We start from the raw sequence: 20,063 nt of genomic DNA, 5'->3' as shown, positions 1-20,063 counted from the left end.
TCCTGCTCTTCTTTCCTGCCTACGATAATGCCGCCTGGGTCCCGCCGCTGATAATATATACATTTTTAAAGCCCTCGTTTTTCAATATCAATGCCGCCTGGTATGATCTCGGTCCCCGCCGGCAAACAATCATAATCTCTTTATCACGATTAAGCCTGTCAAGATTATCCCTGAGATCATTAAGAGGAACGCAGATATATTTATTGTCTTCGTCGCCCGCTATCACCGGCCAGGGAGCATCGGCGATTTCCTCCGGTTCACGAATGTCCAGCCAGATGGCATCTTTATTTTCAATTTCATTACAAGGATTTACGAAATTTACGCCTCTTTGTTGGGCCTTAGCCATGGCCGCCAGATGATGAAGAGGATCAAGAGCTTCCGCATAAGGCGGGGCATAACCCGGTTCGAAATCGAACAAATCGTCGATCCGCGCTTGCCTCGATAAAAATGAGGAAAAGACATCGATCCGGCGGAAGATGTCACCTTTCCCGACCGCCTGAAGACCGAGCAAACGTTGATTTTCCTCGTTATATACAAGTTTCAAAGTAATACTTTTGGTTTCCGGGTAATAATCCGGGTGATCGACAAACGAACCCCAGAGTTCCCTGGCTTTTAATCCCGCCTTCCGGGCGGCGGTCATGGTGACCCCGACCGCACCGACATTGGTCTCGAACATTTTGACCAGAAAAGCCCCGGTCGCGCCGGAGAAAACACAATCCCCGCCGGCAATATTTTCCGCAATCACCCGGCCGTGCCGATTGGCCAGGGATCCCATGGGGATATACATTTTGCCGCCAGTGACCAGATTTACAGATTCGACACAATCGCCGCCGGCATATATAAATGGATCAGAAGTTTGCATCCGGTCGTTGACAATAATCGCCCCGGTTTCTCCGGTATTCAGCCCGCATTTCATGGCCAGTTCCACATTCGGTCTGACTCCCAGGCAAAGAAATACATAATCGGCCGAAATACTATCACCATCGTGTATTTTAACGACCGGATTGCCACTCTCATCCAAGCTGATATTTTCGACCGTCCTTCCGGTCATGACCTCAATATCGTTGCGTTTCAATTCACGTCGGGCGATTTCGGCCATCTCCGGATCAAGAATGTATGGGAGAAGTTGCGCTTCTTTTTCTATTAAAATCGTTTCAATACCCCACATACTTCCGGCCGCCTCGGCCAGCTCACAACCAATAAATCCACCCCCGATAATAACGGCCTTGCCGATCTGTCCGGTTTGCGCCAATTGCCTGAAATTGATGGCATCCTCCGGCCGGGTGAAATGACTTATCCGGTTACTTTCAGGCACGGGAAAAGGTGCCTTCGCCGGTGAGGCGCCGGTGGCGATAACCAGATGGCTGTAACCATGTTCGATTATTTGGCCGGATTGTGTCATTTGCACTCTGACTCTTTTGTTTTCCCGGTCGATTTCGATCACTTCCGCCCCGGTAACCACTTCAACCCTCTTGGTCTTTCTGAAAAAGTCAATATCACGCGGAATACCATAGGAAGTCACCGTCAATTCCTCGAAACTGCTGATATCGCCCGAGGCAAAATATGGCAGTCCGCAGGTCCCGAAAGAAATGTGCCGCCCCTTTTCAAAGAGCGTTATTTTCAAATGAGGGCGACGCCGAGCCACGGTGGCCGCCGTTTTAGGTCCGGCCGCCACACCGCCAATTATAATAACATCAGATTTATTCATAACACCTACATAGCGCAAAACCGGGGTTGCCTGAAATTAAGCAACCCCGGTTTGATAATATATATTTCAGGTCTCTATTTGTCTATACCGAATCTCCATTTTCAGACTGTCGAACCGACCCTGGCTTTCTCCTCGATTTTGGCCGGGGCGGAAATTTCACCTCTCAGGGAAAGGGTAATTTTATAAAAAACCGTGACCATTAAAAATCCGATGGCATAAACACCAATAGCAATTAAAAGCTCATTCCAGGTCGGCCAGTATTTGGTGACCGCTCCCAGAGGCGAAGGCGTGAAACCGGTGACCACCATCCCCAAACCCTTATCGATCCAGATCGAGGCGAATACCGCCACACAGGCGACACCCAGGACGCTTTCGTTCCGCCGTGTTTTGGGATTAATCAGCAATATCAGGGCTAAAATAGCCAGAATGACCGAAGTCCACATCCAGGGCACCAGGGTATTATTGCCATGCAGACCAAGGAAAAGAAACTGGAAATGCTCAATATGCTCCGGGATACTGCTGTAAAGCACCGTAAAGACCTCCATCAGAATCAGGAAGATATTGAAGGCCATGGCGTAGGTTACGATTTCAGCCAGTTTCTGCACCGGTTCCTTGCCCGGATCAAACCTGGTATATTTACGGATTACGAAAACGATCAAGATCAGCAGGGCCGGACCAGAGGCGAAAGCCGAGGCCAAAAATCGCGGCGCCAGAACGGCGGTCATCCAGAACGCCCGCGCGGCCAAACCGGAGTAGAGGAAAGCCGTGACGGTATGGATGCTGATCGCCCACGGGATCGAAAGCAGGATGATCGGCTTGATCCATCCGGGCGGAGCAATCCCTTTACGTTCCGAATCCAGAGTAATACGGCTGATCAGGACATTAAGCACCAGGTACCCACTCAGAACGAACATATCCCAGAACATCAGCGAGTTGGGAGTGGGGTGCAGAATGACATTCATGATGCGGAAGGGTTGGCCCATATCGACAAAAATAAACAGCATACACATAATGACCGACGATATGGCCACGAATTCGCCAAGGATAGTCAGTTTGCCGAAGGCCTTATAATTGTGCAGATAGTACGGCAAAACAACCATGACCGCCGAGGCGGCCACGCCGACCAGAAAAGTAAACTGGGCGATATAGAAACCCCAGGTGACATCGCGGCTGAGCCCGGTTACGGTCAGACCATTCGCCAACTGCCGGAGGTAGGCGATGAAGCCGATTCCGATAACAACCAGGAGGAAGCCCACCCAGGTCCAGTACTTTTTATCTCCAACAAGTGCTTTTTCTAACATGGGCACCTCACACTATATAATAGACTTCAGGGTTCGTGCCGAGATTTGGTTTGCGCCTGATGGCGAAATTCTCGCGAAGGAGAGCGCGAACTTCCGAATCGGGATCTTCGAGATCGCCGAAAATGAGGGCCTTTTCCTCGCAGGCTTCGACACAGGCCGGCATCTGTCCCCGGGCCAGCCGCTCAGCGCAGAAATTACATTTTTCAACCACACCTCGCGTCCGGGTTGGATAATCCTTGTTGATTTCCTTTATAAATGGGCGCGGGTCGCGCCAGTTGAAGCTCCGCGAACCGTACGGACAGGCGGCCACGCAATAACGGCACCCGATACAACGGTGCATATCCATCATGACAATACCGTCTTCCCTTTTCCATGTCGCCTGGGTGGGGCACACCCGGACGCAGGGGGGATTGTCACAATGATTACACATGACCGTTATGGGTGTCTCCAGAAGTCCTTCGAGAATGTATTCTTTTTCCTGATTGGGAAAAGCCTCTTTAAAATGCTCCTTCCAGATCCATTTGACTTCGTCCTTGGGATTATCGAATTGAGGGATATTATGGACCGCGTTACAGGCATCGATACATTTGGTGCAGTTATGCTGTTCCTTGCACTTCCGCAAATCGACCACCATGGCCCAGCGATGACCGATCAGTCTGTTTTCCTCGGGAAGCAGATTCGATTCCGGGGCTACTGAAAGCGAATCACCAAGGGCTTTCCGGCCGATAACCGAGGCGGCCGTCAGGCCGGCAATGGTCAGGAATTTCCTTCTATCTATTCCCATTACTTGATTTCCTCCGGAATGTTGTGACAATCCCAGCAGTACGGTTGCCCGACAGCGCTGTAGTTATGGCAGGCGTCGCAGAATTCGGTTTTGTTCGAGTGACAATTCAGACATGTACCGGTCAGGCTCATGTTGAATTTTCTTCCGTTCGGTGCCGCGTGAATTCTCTCCCCCTCCCGGACCGCTTTATCGCGCCATTCATTGAGCAGATCCATATGCTTCTCCCGCATATATTCGGTGCCCATGACGCATTCTTTTTCGGCGGTGATTATCTTCGGCTGGGGAACCACCTCGGATTTTCCGCTGGCCATGTTGTACCAAACAGGGCTGGTTATCAACACGAGGAAGATAATCAACCCGACGATAATCTTTCCCGCATCATACATCGTGGTTACCCTCCTTTACTACTTCCGCTTCTGTTTCGGACGCCTTCGAACTGAGGAACGGTTCGCCGCGTAAATCGGTTCGATCCGGTTTTTCGCCCTTCATCACCAGGGCATTGCCGACCAGTTCATGAAGCGCCCCGACACTTACCCCTGGAGCCCAGAAATCGCAAACGGCCGGCAGGGTGGCTTTATCAATGGCACAGATACAACACAACATGTTGACCCCGTGCTTATCCTGAACATATCTGACGGCATTCCCCCGGGGGAAGCCGCCGCGCAGTCTCATCTCCAGGTTTTCATCGGTTCCCAGACCGGCACCGCTTCCACAACAGAAAGTTTGCTCCCGGATCGTGCCCTCGGGCATTTCATGGAAATAATTGCAGACATTATTGAGAACATAGCGTGGCTCCTCAAGAAGGCCCATCCCGCGGGCCGGGTTACAGGAATCATGGAAGGTGACCCGCCATTGATCGTTACGGGATTTGTCGAGTTTGATTTTGTTTTGGCGGATCAGATCCGCCGTAAATTCCGCAATATGTACCATTTTGGTCGACTTGGCATTATCGAACCGGGTCCCGGTTATCGGCGAAACCGGCACTTCAAGAAAATCCGCGGGACCGTTCAGAGTATCCATGTATTGATGAAGAACCCGCCACATGTGCCCGCACTCACCACCGATTATCCATTTAACCCCGAGATGTTTAGCCTCGGCGTAAATTTTCTGATTCAGTCGTTTCATGGTCTCGTAAGAATGGAATAAACCAAAATTGCCGCCCTCGGAAGCATAAGCGCTGAAAGTATAGTCAAGTCCGATTTCGTGGAATAGGGCCATATAACCCAGGAATCCGAAATAGTGGGGGTCACCGAAATAATCAGCCGACGGTACCACAAACAAAACCTCGGCGCCCTTACGGTTGACCGAAGCCTCGACTTTTATCCCGGTAATATCATGAAGATCATCGACCGCGAAATCGACACTGTCCTTAAAACCGTGTGGTTGAATTCCAAGATGGTTGCCGGTCCGGAGGCAATTGGCCGCCGGGGTTACAATCCAGTCGATATCACAGCCGACCAGACTCAGTAATTCGCGGGCCATCATGGTGATTTCGGCGGTATCGATCCCGTAAGGACAAAATAGGGAACAGCGCCGGCATTCGGTACATTGGAAGAAATAGTAAAACCATTCTTTCAAAGCATCAATGGTCAGTTCCCGGGCGCCGACCAGGCTGCCCATGATTTTTCCCGCCAGGGTGAAGTTGTTGCGATATACGGCACGGAACAGCTCGGCTCTCAGAACCGGCATGTTCTTGGGATCTCCCGACCCGATAAAATAATGGCACTTATCGGCACAGGCTCCGCACCTGACGCAGATATCCATGAACAATTTCAGCGAACGGTAGCGCTCCAGCCTGACTTTCATCCCCTCGAGAATGATTTCTTTCCAATTGTCCGGTAACTGCCAGTCATCATCGGATGGCTGCCATTTCCTTGGATTGGGCAGGCCGAGATATTCGACGCTCTTGGGTATAGCACTGTAATTGAAGGAGCCTTTTTTAAAGACGGTCGGAGTTTGCATCCACCCGGTTTTGGGGGGCGTGTAATCTACTTTTGCCAGTTGTTCAGGTTTATATTTTTCCGACATATCTATTCCTTATCCAGGGGCATTCCCGCACCCTTAATCAATTCCCGGAACTCATCTTCCCATTCCTCGTATGAATGACCCTTAACCGGGTAATCCCAGGGGTTTATATGCCGGCGCACGCGGCTGTTGTTGGCCAGGTTCCGAGTGGGACTTAGGAAAACCCCGCCCATATGCATCAATTTACTAATCGGGAAATAGACCAGAAGCAAACTGACCAGGAACAGGTGCAGATAAAACATGGCCCCGATTCCGGAGACGACTGCGGGATTGAAATTGATCAACCCGATTACCATCTCTTTGACCGCTATGATATCCACCCGCAAACCCGTAAAATATCTCATCATGACCCCGGTGGTTCCGATGGCCAGAAGTAAAAACAGCGGAAAATAATCGGATTCCAGCGAAATATACCTGACCTGAGGGATAACGACCCGTCTTAAGAAAAGATACCCGACTGCCCCCAAAAAGATGAAATCGGTCATATATATAACGGGGACACCCACCTGCATTAAACCATCGAGATTTTGAATGAGTTCAATAATCCGGGGGACCGGTTCCATGAAAAACCGGAAATGCCTGATGACAATAACGAGAAAAGTGTAATGAAAGGCGAGACCGCCCAGCCAGAGCCATTTGTTGCCGCCGTATATAATCCGGCCATCCCTGATATCGGCTTTGGTATTTCTGAAGAGTGATCTGAAAAACAGAATCTCAAGAAGCATCCGGCCCAGAACACCCCAGATATTGGAGGGGCTTTCAAGATTATTGGCTTTAATCCACGGTAATGATTTTTGTTGCCCGGCGGTTGTGGGAATTCGAAAAGGTACCGGCGAACGCGCCCATTTGACGACCCGGTAGATTATTCCCACGATGAACAACGCCACCGCGAGGTAGGGAATAATTACGCCGAAGAGGTAATGCCACTGAAGCAACGATACCCCCAGCAGGGCCAGGCAAATAAGGGCGAGTAAGATAAACAAAGAATACAATCCTCTCATTTACCTTAATCTCCTTTTATGGTAAAAATATCACTTGTTTTCATATCATAATCCCGAGTCCGGATCGGGAATCCCGTATTTTTTATTAAGACGTTCGATCAGTTTCATACCGCCCGCACGGGCCTGGCGGATACGAATCTCATAGACCTGTTCACGGCATTTCGAATAGGTATCAAAGATTATCAGGGCCATCCGATCGATACGATTTTCGAAATCGACAAGTTCATCAACCAGATTATGGGTGATGATCGAATTACCTATAGTATCTCTGATTATTTTTTTGAGGATAAAAATGAATTCCACCGCCTGCGAGGGGGTAAAATCCTGGATCGACCTGATCCGGACGATATCATCGACTGCCGATTCGATTTGGGCGGTATTAAAATCAGCCAGTAATTCATCCAGCAGTATGGCGACACCATTGGAAATTGCCTGCCCCACCGGGTTTTGGAACCGGTCTTTTTGCCGGGCAAAAAACTTCACCGAATCGGGTGGATATGTTTCCAGGATCGAACGGATCCAGCCGTTTTCGATATCCCGGCGATGTTCGTTCAGCACTTCAATTAAATTCATTGGCCCAAAGCCGCAGTAGTCCCGTTAACAAAAATAATGCGGGGTTTTTCGGAAATATAAATACCCCCGAAAGGCCCCGCAAATTCAAACGAATAAGTTACACACAGCCGGTTGGTTTGGGAAGACCCGCCACTTTGCAGGCGCCCTTGGCCGGTCCCGATGGATACAGTTCATATACCTTTTTCAATGAGAATCCGGTCTCTTTGCAGAGCTTCCGAATCATCGGGGCGATTCCGAATTTCAGGTAATAATCACGAAGATAGTTGGCCAGTTTCCAGTGCTCCTCAGTCATTTCATTGACACCCTCGGTCGTCGCGAGAGCTTTGGCAACTGCTTCGTTCCACTGATCCGGTTCCTGCATGAAACCGTCTTCATCGACCTCAATTTTGATATCGCCTTGTTCAAATATAGGCATTGATACTCCTCCTTACAGTTGTTATTAGTCTAAATAAAGTACTCTCATATTTTTAATGCATCTCTATATAACCGCAAGGGCAGTTCTCGGCGCATTTCTTGCAACCGTTACAGAATTCGAGCTTGAATTTGTATTCCGCACCCTTTACAAGCGGTTTAATAACCGCATTATCCTGGCAATAACTCCAGCATGATCCGCAATCGAAACACATTCCGCAACTCATACACCGCTTGGCTTCCTTGATGGCTTCTTCATCGGTATAAGTTTTGACGATTTCGGCATCAAGTTTACCGAGCCGTTCTTCAACCGGTATTTCCGTGATAGGGGTTCGATCCATCTTTTCATAGTAATCGAGTTTCATCTTATCGAAACGGATAACGCCCATGGGATGCGGTTCCACCGGCAACGCTTTACCGGCGAGAAGTTCGTCGATAGCCAGAGCGGCCCTTCGGCCGTGATAAATGCCGTCAATGACCAGACCTAGGTTAATATTATCACCGCCCGAGTATATTTTATCGGATTTGATCGATTTGTACTTCTCATCAACTTTAATCCAGTCGCGGCCCTCGATCAAATCATCGAATCCTTTGAAATCAGGGGCCTGGCTGATAGCCGCAATCAGGGTGGTGAATTTCAGATCATAGGTGTCGCCCTCGATCGGTACCGGCCGCCGGCGTCCGGAATCATCGGGTTCACCAAGTTCCATCCGCTGGCATTTCATCCCGATTGCCCGGCCGTTTTCCTGGTAAATTTCTATCGGGGCGGCCAGAAGATCAATCCTGACACCTTCTTCCTCGGCGCCGGTAATTTCTTCATCAATGGCCGGCATTTCCGCCCTGGTCCGGCGGTAGAGTATGGTTGCTTCGGCTCCCAGGCGGCGGGCCACCCGGGCGGCATCGATGGCGGTATCGCCCCCACCGATAACAACCACATTATCTCCCACTTCAACCTTCTCACCGGCGTTGACCTTATGCAGGAAATCAGTCCCCGTCCAGACATTCTCGGCTTCCTCGCCCTTGACCCGGAGTTTGAGACCCTGATGCGCGCCAATAGCTACGAAAGTGGCTTTGTAATCGCGGCGGAGATCATCAATGCTGATATCATTGCCGACCGAAGTATTCAACTTGAGTTCCACTCCCATATCCAGAATCCGATTGATTTCGGCGTCCAGGATATCCTGCGGTAGACGATAATCGGGAATACCGTAACGGAGCATTCCGCCCGTTTTCGGAAAAGCTTCAAAGACAGTAACTTTATAACCGCGCCGAGCCAGCTGGTAGGCACACGACATCCCGGCCGGGCCGGAACCGACCACCGCGATCTTTTCCGGGCGGCTTTCCTCAACCAGCATTTTCGGTTTCAACTTCTTATTCAGACCGAAATCGCCGATATAGCGTTCCACTTTATTGATACTGACAGCACCCTCTTTTTCTTTCCGATTGCACTCCGATTCGCAGGGGTGAGGACATACCCGACCGCAAACGGATGGGAAAGGCGTTTTTTCCAGAAAAATATAAAAAGCTTCCTTAAAAGCTTGCTCGGGTGTTTTCCCGAGACTCTCGGCCTTCTGGATGGTCATCAACATTTTTCTGATTGGATTATAATTCGGGCAGTTGTCACCGCAGGGCGGCCTCTTTTCGACAAATTGCGGTCGTAGCGGAGAGGTCTCAACACTTGATCCGCCGGCCGACCGGCTGATACCGCCAAGACCTTTTTTCTTTTTCTTGACTATTTTTGCCATGATATTACTCTCTCAAAATAGTTATATCACTGTCGGAACAATTTTCGGTTGGCCTCTCCAGTATTCCGGCAGGTCATTTTGAATTAACTTCCCGATTCCATAATCATTATTTATACACACCGGTTCAGATTGCGATTCTGAAACCACCGGCAATTCCCTTTCCGCGACCCTGTCTGTACTTAATGGCCTTCTTTACCAGCGCCGGCGCCCAGCTTTTCACACCATCGGCATGGATATGCAAATAACAGGCAAGAGTATTGCCGCTGACTAAACCATCCCGCCCCTGACCCAATCCGCAACCGGTTTCGACCAGCATACAGCTTTCCGAAATTTTCTGGTCCGGAGCCGGTTCGGAATAGTGGAACTCGTGACCTCGAATTACTTGACCGGTTTCGAAAAACGGGTTGGGTTGATCAATGGTAATAATGGAATAACCGTGACCGACCGGTTGCCGGTTCATTATCAAATCTATTGGAAAAACCCCGGCCATGGGGTACCTATTATCATTCCAGGTAATTGACCGCGAAAGATAAATCAAACCGCCGCATTCGGCATAAATCGGCAAACCGTTTTCGGCGGCATTTTTAACCGACGCCAGCATGGTTGTATTTGCAGCCAACCGCTCGGCCTGGGTCTCGGGGAAACCACCCCCGATATAAAGCCCGTCCAGGTCGGGAAGATATTTATCATCAAGCGACGATATCGCCACCAGTTCGGCCCCGGCCGCCCTGAGAGCCTCCAGATTTTCCGGATAATAAAAGGTGAAAACAGAATCTTTAAAGTACCCGATGCGAACCACCGACCGAACACTATCAGTGGTGACCGATCGGGGCGATTCCAGCGGTTCGGCCTGCCGGGCGATTTCAAGGATACGATCCAGATCAAGATAATTGCTGGCGATATCAGTAAGTCTCCCGGTTAATTCCGGCCCGAATCCGAATTCGGACGGAGTGGTCAGACCCAGATGCCGTCCGGGAATGAACACCTCCTCACTATCCAACCGGGGAATAGAGCCAAGGACAGGAAGATGACAATATCTTTCGATGGTATCGGCCACGATGTTCCGATGGCGGATTCCTGCCGCCCGATTGATTATAACCCCGGCAAATCGAATTTTTGGGGCGAAGTCGATACATCCCTTAATCATGGCCGCCATCGTACGAGTAACCTTGACGGGAGTGACCACCAGAATAACCGGGGCTTGCAGTAATTCGGCAAGCCCCGCAGTGCTGTGTGTCCCGTCAACATCACGGCCATCAAAAACACCCCGATTGCCCTCGATCAGGGCCAGGTCGGTTCCGGCGGCATGAGCCGCGAAAGAACCCAAAACCTCATCCGGATCGACCATGAAAGTATCCAGATTACGGCAAGGCGTCCCGGCCATATAACCGAGCCAGGCGGCGTCGATATAGTCCGGACCCTTTTTAAAAGCCGCGATCGACAGCCCTTTGCGCGAAAGAGCCGCAAGGATACTTAAACTGACAATCGTTTTGCCTGAATCACCGGCCAGACCGGCAATTACAAGCCTGGGTGTCATAACTGCCATAGAAATCCAAAACCCGGGGCGCCGGGTATATTTCAGTTAGCGGCGCCCTCTTTATGCGGAATCTCAAGGAAGCTGCCGCCGAAATATGTGTAAACACATTTTCCGGAATCAACAAGCTGCTTGATTGCCTGCTTGCAGACCTGTTTGTCGACACCTTCGGCTCCATACAACTGTACCATGGCCTTGGTGAGATCCATCGGTTTGAGTTTCTTGACGCCCATGGCGTCTTTGACCATGTTATACATGGCCTCGGCGATTTCATCAACAGTCTTTGCCATTTTCAATCAACCCCTTCCTTAGAAGGTTAAATGTGTCGAACGCTTGAAAGTCAAACCGGCATACTTGAAGTCATCAATGTGTTCCTTCTGGAATTCAATTCCGGAAAGCCTGAAAAACTTCGGCCAGCCGATTCTTTCAATCCATTCGCCCATTCTCTCATACTTCTTGGCATGCTTGGCCCATAGTTCGACCAGATTCCGAATGGCCTCGGTCACTTCCGGCCAGCGTGGCGGGTTGTTCGGTATGAAGGGAATGGCAAGTTTGGAAAACATGGGTTCATGGCGGGCATTGGAAACCTTGCCGCCGACCCAGATCGAAACACCGTCATTGAGCGGGTCGTTCAAAGGCATGGCCGGACAGACGGTATAACAGTTGGCGCAGAACATACAGCGTTCTTCAATAACCTCGACCGACGGGTTGCCGTCAACCGTGGCCGGCCGGATGGCCGCTGTCGGACAGGAAGCCGATACGTTGGGAATCTCGCACAGCTTGTTGACCTTGGAATGGTCGACTTTTGGCGGGCGACGATGGATACCGAGAATTGCGATATCCGAACAGTGGACGGCACCGCACATATTCAAACAGCAGGCCAGCGCGATTCTCAGTTTACCGGGCAATTTCCTCTCTTCGAAATATTCGATGAGATCGTCCATGACGCACTTGACAACCCCCGATGCATCAGTGGCCGCCGAGTGGCAGTGAACCCAGCCCTGGGTGTGAACAATAGCCGTGATGGCATTGCCGATACCGCCCACGGGATGACCGAGTTCCTTGAGATCGGCAATCAATGGATCGATATTTTCTTCCTTGGTTAGAAGGAATTCAATATTGTGACGGCTGGTGAAACGCAGATAACCGTCACAATACTTGTCGGCCAGATCACAGTAGATGCGAATCTTCTGAATGCTGATCAAACGCCCGGAGGCGGCTCTAACCGTATAGAGCTTGGCCCCGGATTCGGATACATGCACCATGACACCGGGCTTGAGAATCTCATGATATTGCCACTTGCCGTAGTTTTCTTTAATAATCGGCGGCAAAAATCGCTCGTAATGGGGAGGCCCGAAATCGGTCCTTCTTTCCTGCATTGCTTCTGCCATATTTTATACCTCAAAAAATCTAAAATTTCCGGTTTATTATGATTCTTCTTCCTCTTCTTCGCCGTCGTCCTCTTCGTAATACTCCTCATAGAAGACATACGGATTCTCACGCGGATGAGCCACCATTTCGGGTATTGGATCGACTCCGATGGCATCAAGGAAATTGCCCATCCCGACGCGCTGGATGAATTCTCCGACGCGTTCACGGTTTTTGCCTTCATCACCCCAGACATCCCAAATCTTATCAACGAGATTCTTGATCTCGCTGTAAGGCGGCTTAATTTTGACAAACGGGACGATGACCGAGGACAATAGAGCCCCCTCGATGATCGGAGCCTTGGCACCAAGAAGAAGGGTGGCGCCGCGGTCTTTGCCCGGCCGCAGAGCCTTGGGCATGACATTGATACAATGCATACAACGGACGCAGTATTCGTTGGCAATATTAAGTTCCCTGCCATCCCAGTCCATGCACTTGGAGGGGCAATTATCGACCACATCGGCCTTGATGTCCATGCCGCGGTCGGCATACTCACGAACGGCATCTTGGTTAATCTGGATGCTGTCGCGCCAGGTGCCGATAACGGACAGATCAGCCCGGGCTATCGCGGCGACGCAGTCGTTGGGACAACCCGACATTTTGAATTTGAACTTGTAGGGAAAAGCCGGCCGATGCAGTTCATCCTGATAATGCATGGTCAGGTCATAGGTGAGAGCCATGGTGTCATAGCAGGCCCATTCGCAACGCGCCATCCCGCAACAGCAACTCGGAGTCCGCAGGTCGGAACCGGAACCGCCGATATCGAAATCAATCTTCTGCAGATCGGAGAAGGTCGGCTCCAGTTGATCGGTGGTGGTGCCCAGGAGAATTAAGTCACCCGTCGAGCCATGCAGGTTGGTCAGGCCCGAACCGCGTTTTTCCCAGATATCACATATCTTGCGCAGAGCGTCGGTGGTATAGAACCAGCCGGACGGATGATTGATACGCATCGTATGAAAATGTGAAATGTTCGGCCATTTGTCCGGAAGGTCGGAATAACGGCCGATAACGCCGCCGCCGTAACCCATGACGCCGACAATGCCGCCATGTTTCCAGTGGCCGATTTTCTCATTATAGGATTGTTCCAGCTGCCCGAGAAGGTCCCCGGCCATCGGGTTGGTCTTGGCCGCCATTTTTATCTCTCTGACAAAACTGGGCCATTTACCTTTCTCAAGCTCATCAAGTTTTGGGGTTTTTGGGATATTGTCCGCCATTTTGTCTCCTTAATTTATTCGGTAAGTTTTTTTAAGTTTTCCTAATCCAATGGCGATGGTAAGCTATTCTTAGAATTTGCATTAAAACTATTCACATAATCTCAGTTATAAACTGAGTAAAATAAAGATTCACGCCAAATCCTTTTCCCACTAAAGATTAATTCTAATTAATTTGCTAATATTAGTCAAGGATATTTTGTGAAAAATTTCATTATCTTTTTCCTGTTTTTTAATGGGTGAGTTTGTTGTTTTGAAAGTTCGAATGCCCTAACATTTTAAATATTAACAGGTTATGGGTTGGCGGAGAAAAAAACCTCCGTGATTGCCATAAAAACCAAATTTGCTGTTTGCCTTAATATCCCTAAATCTGGTCTATTTTAAAATTCTCATCCGGAAGAATTTTGGTCAAATAAAAAGACCCCCGAATAAGAACAGGGGTCTTTTCCTGAGATCAAGATTCTTTATTTACATACCTTTATAAGGATTGGGTCCGACCGATTCGATGGTCTCCAGAAAATCATCGAAAATTTTCGGAATCTTGTCAAAATCCGAAATAGCCAACTCATGCAACTCGACCCGATCCTCCTCGAGAACCAGCTGCTTCAACTTGTCCCGGACATTATCCATTCTGGTGTTGGCCAATTCACTCCCGCGAATGAAATGGCACTGGTAATCATCACCCTTTTTACACCCGATCAGAATAACCCCGTCGAAGCCGCTTGAAAGGGCATCACCGACCCAGATGGTATTCATAGAACCAAGGCACCTGAGAGGAATGATTCTGATCATGGCATTATACTGCATTCTTCTGAAGGCCGCCATATCGACTGCCGGAAGAGCATCGTTTTCACAGATAAATGCCAGGATACGCGGTTTTTCCTCAAACTCATCGGGCACATGGATGGATTTGATCATCTTGGACATCTGGTTGATATTGTAATTCTTAAAGGTGATGATCCGCTCCGGGCAGGCCCCCATACAGATACCGCAACGGCGGCAACGGAACGGGTGCGGTTGCGGCGTCCCCTTGGCGTCCTCGTCCAAAGTCCCGAAAGGACACTCTTCGGTACAGCGCTTGCACTGGGTGCAACGCTGGAGGAAGAATTCCGGGATGGAAAGATCACCGGAGCGGGGGTGAACCGCCTGGCCCTTGGCCACGGCTTCCACCGCCTGGATGGCTTTCATTCCGGCTCCGTAGGCATCGTTAATACTGCTGGCGAAATCCATCGGATTGCGAACCGCTCCGGCCGCATAAATGGCCGTTCGTCTGGTTTCGTACGGAAAACAGATAAAATGCGAATCAGGATAGCCGTACTTCAGGGTTGGCAGATCAGTTCCCTGCCGATATGTCAGATTCAGGATTTTGGCTCCCGGTTCGGCGGCCTCGGCCGCTTTTTTACCATCGGATGTTTCACCCTCTTTGATGTCCTCGGATTTCGCGGTTTCTTCAGTGGTTTTCTCGGTCTCTTCCAGGATCTTATCAGCCACCTTTGAGGTCGGCACCATTCCCGTGGCCAGCACCACCATATCGGTTTTAAGCCTGATATCTTCGTCCAGAAGAGTCTCTTCTACATCAATAATCAACCTGCCGTCATCATCCTTGGCTACCCCGGCTATTTCACCTTTGGTCATGAAAATGCCATCGTCTTTCTGAACATTGGCATAAAACAATTCGAATTGAGCCGGTGAACGGAGGTCTTTATAGATGATATAAACTTTAGCTTCGGGATACTGCTCACGGATATACCGGGCCTGCTTCAGCGAAACCCGGCAACATACCGCCGAGCAGTAGGGAAGATGGTCCTGATCGCGGGATCCGGCACACTGAATAAACGCCACGCTTTCAACCGGGCCGCCATTCGAGGGGCGTTTTATCCCGCCATTATTGACCATCTCTTCGATTTGAATATTGGTGACAACATCGGGCGACAGACCATAGCCCAGATGGCCGAGTTTATTGGCATCATATGGTCTCCAGCCGCTGGCCTGAATTATAGCCCCGGTTTTCAGCTCCGTGGTCTGACCATTACTTTCCAGGACAACCTCGAATTTACCCGGTTCACCTGAAATCTTTTTAACTTTGGTGGATTTATGTAGAGCGATGTTTTTATGCTTGCTGACAACATCGACCAGTTCCTCAAAACCGGGATTCTCCAGTTCGTCATAAGGTGGATGTTTGGGAAAGACCTTTTTGAATTTGGCCGCCCAGCCCCCCAGCTGATTTTCCTTTTCCACCAGGACAACTTTGTACCCGGCTTCGGCGGCCGCCCGAGCCGCTGTCATGCCGGTCATTCCGCCTCCGATGACAAGAATATCTTTGCTGGTTTCTTCGATAAAAGGAACCGGCGGTTCCCCGTGAGAAACCTTGGCAATACCCATTCTGACATAATCCTCGGCCAGCATCTGGGTGTCCTCGTCATTGGCCGGATGGGTCCAGGCGACATATTCCCGCAGACTGACCCGGTCGGTTAAAATCTCCGGACCGAAATCAAACAGCTCGGGAAATGTCCGGCCGGAACAGGCACAGATAACAACCCGATTTAACTGCTGCTCGGCAATATCGCGGTGAATTTCCTCAATGGCCTCTTTACTGCAGAGAATTTCTTTGTTCTTGCATACGGCACATTTGCCGGCTTCGCTTTCCTTTATCAACTGATCTATATCAAGGCTTTTCCCGATTTCGCAGCCCTGGCATATATAAACTCCAATTTTCAGATCCATGACCCTACCTCCTCGCCCCGGTGATGACTGCTTTCAACGCGGCTCCGGTGGCATCCTGAATGGATGCGGAAACATCCAGCGGCCGCATAACCGTTCCGGCCCCGATAACGCCGGTGTTCGAATCGGGGATAATAAAACCGTTGTCATCCAGCGGCGTCTCCAGTGGCGGCGGATCATCGGCCGTATTCGGCACCATCCCGGTCGCCAGGACCGCCATATCGACTTCCGTTTTCACGATTTTCCCGGTTAGCGTATTTTCGGCATGGAGAATAAGATTCCCGTTGGCGGGATTCTCCTCGATCTTGGCCACTTTGCCGCGGTGGAAATGGAGTTTCTCATCACTCTGCATTTTCACGTAAAAATCCTCGAGACGGCCGGGAGACCTGACATCGATATAAAATATATAAACCTCCGCCTCGGGATACTGCGTCCGCACATAGGTGGCATGTTTCATGGAAGCCAGACAGCAGATGGCCGAGCAGTAGGGCAGATGATTTTCATCCCGGGAACCGGCGCACTGGACAAAACCGATACTTTTTATTTCCTGCTGATCAGACGGTCTAACGATTTTCCCCTCGGTCGGGCCGCTTTTGGAAGCCAGACGCTCCATGATAACATTGGTAATGACATTCTTATATCGGCCAAAACCAAGATTGTCGATTTTAGTGGCATCATATGGTTTCCAGCCGGTGGCCCAGACAATGGCTCCCACCTTGGCGGTAATAGTCCGGGGCTGCATATCCAGTTCAATTGCTCCGTACTGGCAGACCTCGGCACATTTTTTCATACGCTCGTCACTGACAAAGGCCGGATCGATCACATATCGCTGGGGATAAGCCATGAAATGGGGAATATAAATAGCCCTGGTTTTATCCAGGCCATAATTGAAATCATTATCGCGCTCGATCTCACAGACACTGGCGCAGTCACCGCAACAGGTGCATTTTTCGTTGACAAAGCGAGGGTTGAGTTTTATCCGGACTTCGTAGTTACCCGGTTCTCCGGAGACACTTTCGATCTCGGCCAGGGTCAGAACCCTGATGCTGGGATTGAGCCGGATTCTTTTCAGGTTGATTTCGATTCCACAGGTCGGTGGACAGAGTTTCGGGAAATACTGGTTCATCGCCGCCACGCGACCGCCAATTGACGGTTGTCGTTCGAGAAGAATCACCTTTTTGTCGATTTCGGCAGTTTCGATGGCGGTGGTCATACCGGTAATACCACCACCGACTACCAGGGTGTCGGCTTTTATCTGGCCATCAACCGGTTCAAATTCTGCCATGTTGCACTCCTCCAGGTCATGCCCCAACTACATGAGGGCGAATGACTTTTAATTCTGTCGCCATGCTTTGTTTGTTAAATATTTCACAAGGATGGCTATGTGTATTTAACTTTTTCCAAACCCACGTTCTTATAGAGAACTAAACTAATAATAATATTGCTGTTTTGTCAAGTGATTATATTCACAAAGCCGGACCAGTATTCGGCGGAAGAATGGCATTCCGGAAGGGAAAAGTAAGCAGGATACCATGAATATTAAAAAAGGATGGCTTTAACCAAGCCATCCCCGTAAATTGATCAACGCCATCTTATTGACAGACAGGTTCGGGACCGTTCCGGTGGAGGTAGTTGATAATATAGCCAACATCCAGAAGATTAATTCTATTATCCTGGTTGACGTTTCCGGCTGACTCCGGGTCCGGAGGCGGACCGTTGCGATAGAGGTAGTGGATCAGATAAACCGCATCGAGAAGATTAACGCTTCCGCCGCCATCCGCGTCCCCGCAGATGAAATCGACAATATAAACCGCAAATATATCCGAATAGTCGGACCATGAAACCCCGTCGAAAGTCCTGAACCGCCAGTAATATAACGAGTTGGGGCTGATGTCCGAGTCCTGCTTATATTCCGGCCGGCTCAATCCATCAATATCTATAATCGGAGATCGGAAATCATAATACCTGTCCAGCTGGAACTGGTAGCTTAAACCATCGGGATTGGCGATCAGGCCGCTCCAGTTGAAATTGGGTCTTGTCAAGCCCGTTTGCCCGTTTTCCGGCTGAATTGACGATACCGGCTCAACGGTATAATAAAACACCAGTTCTTCACGGCCGGCGGGTAACTCGTAGTCGCGGAATAAGGTTGCCTTTTTATTTCCGATTCTAATGTCGGTGGAGAAGGTCTCTCCGGTGGAGGCGTTTGGCCTCGGTGTTATGACAATTTTGTACCGTCCATTCTGAAGATTATAATCGACTGCCTGTTCATCGACAGAATTATCATTATCGACATCATATCGTTCGTAAGCGGCTCCCGCGACCGTCCGATAGTTTTTGGAGATTTTCATCCCCAGCGGATTTTCAACCCCGACAGAAACATTGGAATATCCGGTGGTCGTCATAACATTGGAGAGAATAGCCTTGTCGGGGTACATATTTATCGCCGCCGCAATGCTGTCGCTCTTAAGCGGGCCGCATATAAAATCGGGATTGCCGTCCCGATCCAGATCTCCGGTGGCCATGGCATGGGTGGCCGAATCGGAGGACATGTCGATTTGTAATGAATCGGCAAAAGTGCCATCACCGAACCCCCGGAACATCACCAGAATGCCATTGGTGGCATCCGAGGCCACCAGATCGAGATTATTATCCTGGTCGATATCGGCGATAGCCAGGCTGTAGGCTGTTCCGGAAGTATACAGCGTGTCAAGGCTCGTAATTCCGCCGTTGCCGTCACCCAGACCAACTGTTATAAAGCTTTTTACGCCATAATATTCGTCAATAGGAGTAACAAAGGCGAAATCAGCATTACCATCGAGATTAAAATCTGCAAAAGGTTCATTGATGGAAGCCGCCAGAGTCAAGGCTCCCAGATCAAAGCTGGAGGCCTGGGTGAAATTACAAAATCCATCATTTAGATAGATTCCCCCTTCGCCGCTGGGATCAAGCGCCAGAATGTCATCGATGCCATCGTTGCTGAAATCATTGGTGTAAACTGTCTGTCCGTAAAACGGCAGACTGACCATAGAGGGGAAATCACCCGTTCCATCACCAAGATAGAGATTATAATAGGCGCTGATTAGATCAGGATAAGCATCATTATTGAAATATCCGGTTGCCAGTCCTGCCAGGCTGGTATTACCATGAAGCAATGATCTGACTGTGAAAGTCCGATCACCATTATTAAGATATATCCAGGTACGGTCCCCGCTGCTGGTCACGATATCGATAAGTGAATCGGCATTGATAAACTCTGTTATCACGGAGGATGCATACTGTGATGCTCCATTGAAAACCACCGGTTCTTCAAATGTCCCATCACCTGAACCGAACATGATATGAATATACATATCCATCATAAAACCGACATATACGATATCTATGTAGCCGTCGTTATCCAGATCAACAACATCAAATGCGAATACCATATCGGGATAAAGTTTGATGACTTCGAAACTGAGATCCTCATCGGCGGCACAGGCCGACCCGGTCGCCATTTGCCCGGCCATAATAAAACCCAGAGTTAGGCATAAAATGACCGACAAATTGTTTAAGATTCCTTTAAACATAAACCCTCCTGGTTTAATGGAAAAGTGCTTTTAATGAGAAAATCCTGAAAAT

At 49.7% G+C, this 20,063-nt stretch carries 16 protein-coding genes; all 16 read right to left on the bottom strand.

Annotation, left to right across the window (positions count from 1 at the left end):
• Positions 1-19 precede the first annotated feature (19 nt).
• The gene (locus JXQ28_01520; GenBank protein MBN2276400.1) at positions 20-1,708 is read right to left on the bottom strand and encodes an FAD-dependent oxidoreductase; all 1,689 of its coding nucleotides are present in this window, start codon (positions 1,706-1,708) and stop codon (positions 20-22) included.
• A gap of 101 nt (positions 1,709-1,809) precedes the next feature.
• Positions 1,810-3,009: a polysulfide reductase NrfD gene (gene nrfD / locus JXQ28_01515; protein MBN2276399.1), complete on the bottom strand. Its 1,200-nt coding sequence runs from the start codon at positions 3,007-3,009 to the stop codon at positions 1,810-1,812.
• Between the two features lie 7 nt (positions 3,010-3,016).
• On the bottom strand, positions 3,017-3,793 hold the full coding sequence (locus tag JXQ28_01510; GenBank protein MBN2276398.1) for a 4Fe-4S dicluster domain-containing protein: 777 nt from the start codon (positions 3,791-3,793) through the stop codon (positions 3,017-3,019).
• Positions 3,793-4,179, bottom strand: a complete 387-nt coding sequence (gene dsrJ / locus JXQ28_01505) for a sulfate reduction electron transfer complex DsrMKJOP subunit DsrJ (protein ID MBN2276397.1) — start codon at positions 4,177-4,179, stop codon at positions 3,793-3,795. Before dsrJ ends, JXQ28_01510 begins: the two co-directional genes overlap by 1 nt.
• Positions 4,172-5,821: a (Fe-S)-binding protein gene (locus JXQ28_01500; GenBank protein MBN2276396.1), complete on the bottom strand. Its 1,650-nt coding sequence runs from the start codon at positions 5,819-5,821 to the stop codon at positions 4,172-4,174. The genes dsrJ and JXQ28_01500 overlap by 8 nt, the downstream gene beginning before the upstream one ends.
• 2 nt (positions 5,822-5,823) lie before the next feature.
• Positions 5,824-6,819, bottom strand: coding sequence for a sulfate reduction electron transfer complex DsrMKJOP subunit DsrM (gene dsrM, locus JXQ28_01495; GenBank protein ID MBN2276395.1), 996 nt, complete (start codon positions 6,817-6,819; stop codon positions 5,824-5,826).
• Between the two features lie 45 nt (positions 6,820-6,864).
• Entirely contained in the window at positions 6,865-7,392 is a 528-nt protein-coding gene (locus JXQ28_01490) for an RsbRD N-terminal domain-containing protein (protein MBN2276394.1), read from the bottom strand.
• Between the two features lie 97 nt (positions 7,393-7,489).
• Positions 7,490-7,807: a TusE/DsrC/DsvC family sulfur relay protein gene (locus JXQ28_01485; GenBank protein MBN2276393.1), complete on the bottom strand. Its 318-nt coding sequence runs from the start codon at positions 7,805-7,807 to the stop codon at positions 7,490-7,492.
• Positions 7,808-7,859: 52 nt separating this feature from the next.
• Positions 7,860-9,548, bottom strand: a complete 1,689-nt coding sequence (locus tag JXQ28_01480; protein MBN2276392.1) for an FAD-dependent oxidoreductase — start codon at positions 9,546-9,548, stop codon at positions 7,860-7,862.
• Positions 9,549-9,672: 124 nt separating this feature from the next.
• The gene (locus JXQ28_01475) at positions 9,673-11,094 is read right to left on the bottom strand and encodes a cobyrinate a,c-diamide synthase (GenBank protein ID MBN2276391.1); all 1,422 of its coding nucleotides are present in this window, start codon (positions 11,092-11,094) and stop codon (positions 9,673-9,675) included.
• Between the two features lie 32 nt (positions 11,095-11,126).
• Entirely contained in the window at positions 11,127-11,372 is a 246-nt protein-coding gene (locus JXQ28_01470; protein MBN2276390.1) for a hypothetical protein, read from the bottom strand.
• Positions 11,373-11,390: 18 nt separating this feature from the next.
• Entirely contained in the window at positions 11,391-12,461 is a 1,071-nt protein-coding gene (dsrB, locus tag JXQ28_01465; GenBank protein ID MBN2276389.1) for a dissimilatory-type sulfite reductase subunit beta, read from the bottom strand.
• A 48-nt stretch (positions 12,462-12,509) separates the two neighbouring features.
• On the bottom strand, positions 12,510-13,724 hold the full coding sequence (dsrA, locus tag JXQ28_01460; protein ID MBN2276388.1) for a dissimilatory-type sulfite reductase subunit alpha: 1,215 nt from the start codon (positions 13,722-13,724) through the stop codon (positions 12,510-12,512).
• Positions 13,725-14,189: 465 nt separating this feature from the next.
• Positions 14,190-16,445, bottom strand: a complete 2,256-nt coding sequence (locus JXQ28_01455) for an FAD-dependent oxidoreductase (protein ID MBN2276387.1) — start codon at positions 16,443-16,445, stop codon at positions 14,190-14,192.
• 4 nt (positions 16,446-16,449) lie between these two features.
• Positions 16,450-17,727 carry a CoB--CoM heterodisulfide reductase iron-sulfur subunit A family protein gene (locus tag JXQ28_01450; GenBank protein ID MBN2276386.1) on the bottom strand — a complete coding sequence of 426 codons (1,278 nt, stop codon included), beginning with the start codon at positions 17,725-17,727 and terminating at the stop codon, positions 16,450-16,452.
• Positions 17,728-18,034: 307 nt separating this feature from the next.
• Positions 18,035-20,011, bottom strand: coding sequence for a VCBS repeat-containing protein (locus JXQ28_01445; protein MBN2276385.1), 1,977 nt, complete (start codon positions 20,009-20,011; stop codon positions 18,035-18,037).
• Positions 20,012-20,063: the final 52 nt, after the last annotated feature.

The organism is Candidatus Zixiibacteriota bacterium (assembly GCA_016933955.1).
Classification (GTDB): domain Bacteria; phylum Zixibacteria; class MSB-5A5; order GN15; family PGXB01; genus JAFGTT01.
Note: the sequence above shows the minus strand (reverse complement) of the source record. Positions and strands in the feature narration are given on the sequence as shown.

What these genes read in the sequence shown, in the direction of transcription:
- dsrA (MBN2276388.1), bottom strand. Translation starts at nt 13,724, where the DNA reads ATGGCGGACAATATCCCAAAAACCCCAAAACTTGATGAGCTTGAGAAA.
- dsrB (MBN2276389.1), bottom strand. Translation starts at nt 12,461, where the DNA reads ATGCAGGAAAGAAGGACCGATTTCGGGCCTCCCCATTACGAGCGATTT.
- JXQ28_01455 (MBN2276387.1), bottom strand. Translation starts at nt 16,445, where the DNA reads ATGGATCTGAAAATTGGAGTTTATATATGCCAGGGCTGCGAAATCGGG.
- JXQ28_01510 (MBN2276398.1), bottom strand. Translation starts at nt 3,793, where the DNA reads ATGGGAATAGATAGAAGGAAATTCCTGACCATTGCCGGCCTGACGGCC.
- JXQ28_01500 (MBN2276396.1), bottom strand. Translation starts at nt 5,821, where the DNA reads ATGTCGGAAAAATATAAACCTGAACAACTGGCAAAAGTAGATTACACG.
- nrfD (MBN2276399.1), bottom strand. Translation starts at nt 3,009, where the DNA reads ATGTTAGAAAAAGCACTTGTTGGAGATAAAAAGTACTGGACCTGGGTG.
- JXQ28_01470 (MBN2276390.1), bottom strand. Translation starts at nt 11,372, where the DNA reads ATGGCAAAGACTGTTGATGAAATCGCCGAGGCCATGTATAACATGGTC.
- JXQ28_01475 (MBN2276391.1), bottom strand. Translation starts at nt 11,094, where the DNA reads ATGGCAGTTATGACACCCAGGCTTGTAATTGCCGGTCTGGCCGGTGAT.
- JXQ28_01485 (MBN2276393.1), bottom strand. Translation starts at nt 7,807, where the DNA reads ATGCCTATATTTGAACAAGGCGATATCAAAATTGAGGTCGATGAAGAC.
- JXQ28_01490 (MBN2276394.1), bottom strand. Translation starts at nt 7,392, where the DNA reads ATGAATTTAATTGAAGTGCTGAACGAACATCGCCGGGATATCGAAAAC.
- JXQ28_01445 (MBN2276385.1), bottom strand. Translation starts at nt 20,011, where the DNA reads ATGTTTAAAGGAATCTTAAACAATTTGTCGGTCATTTTATGCCTAACT.
- JXQ28_01450 (MBN2276386.1), bottom strand. Translation starts at nt 17,727, where the DNA reads ATGGCAGAATTTGAACCGGTTGATGGCCAGATAAAAGCCGACACCCTG.
- JXQ28_01480 (MBN2276392.1), bottom strand. Translation starts at nt 9,548, where the DNA reads ATGGCAAAAATAGTCAAGAAAAAGAAAAAAGGTCTTGGCGGTATCAGC.
- dsrJ (MBN2276397.1), bottom strand. Translation starts at nt 4,179, where the DNA reads ATGTATGATGCGGGAAAGATTATCGTCGGGTTGATTATCTTCCTCGTG.
- dsrM (MBN2276395.1), bottom strand. Translation starts at nt 6,819, where the DNA reads ATGAGAGGATTGTATTCTTTGTTTATCTTACTCGCCCTTATTTGCCTG.
- JXQ28_01520 (MBN2276400.1), bottom strand. Translation starts at nt 1,708, where the DNA reads ATGAATAAATCTGATGTTATTATAATTGGCGGTGTGGCGGCCGGACCT.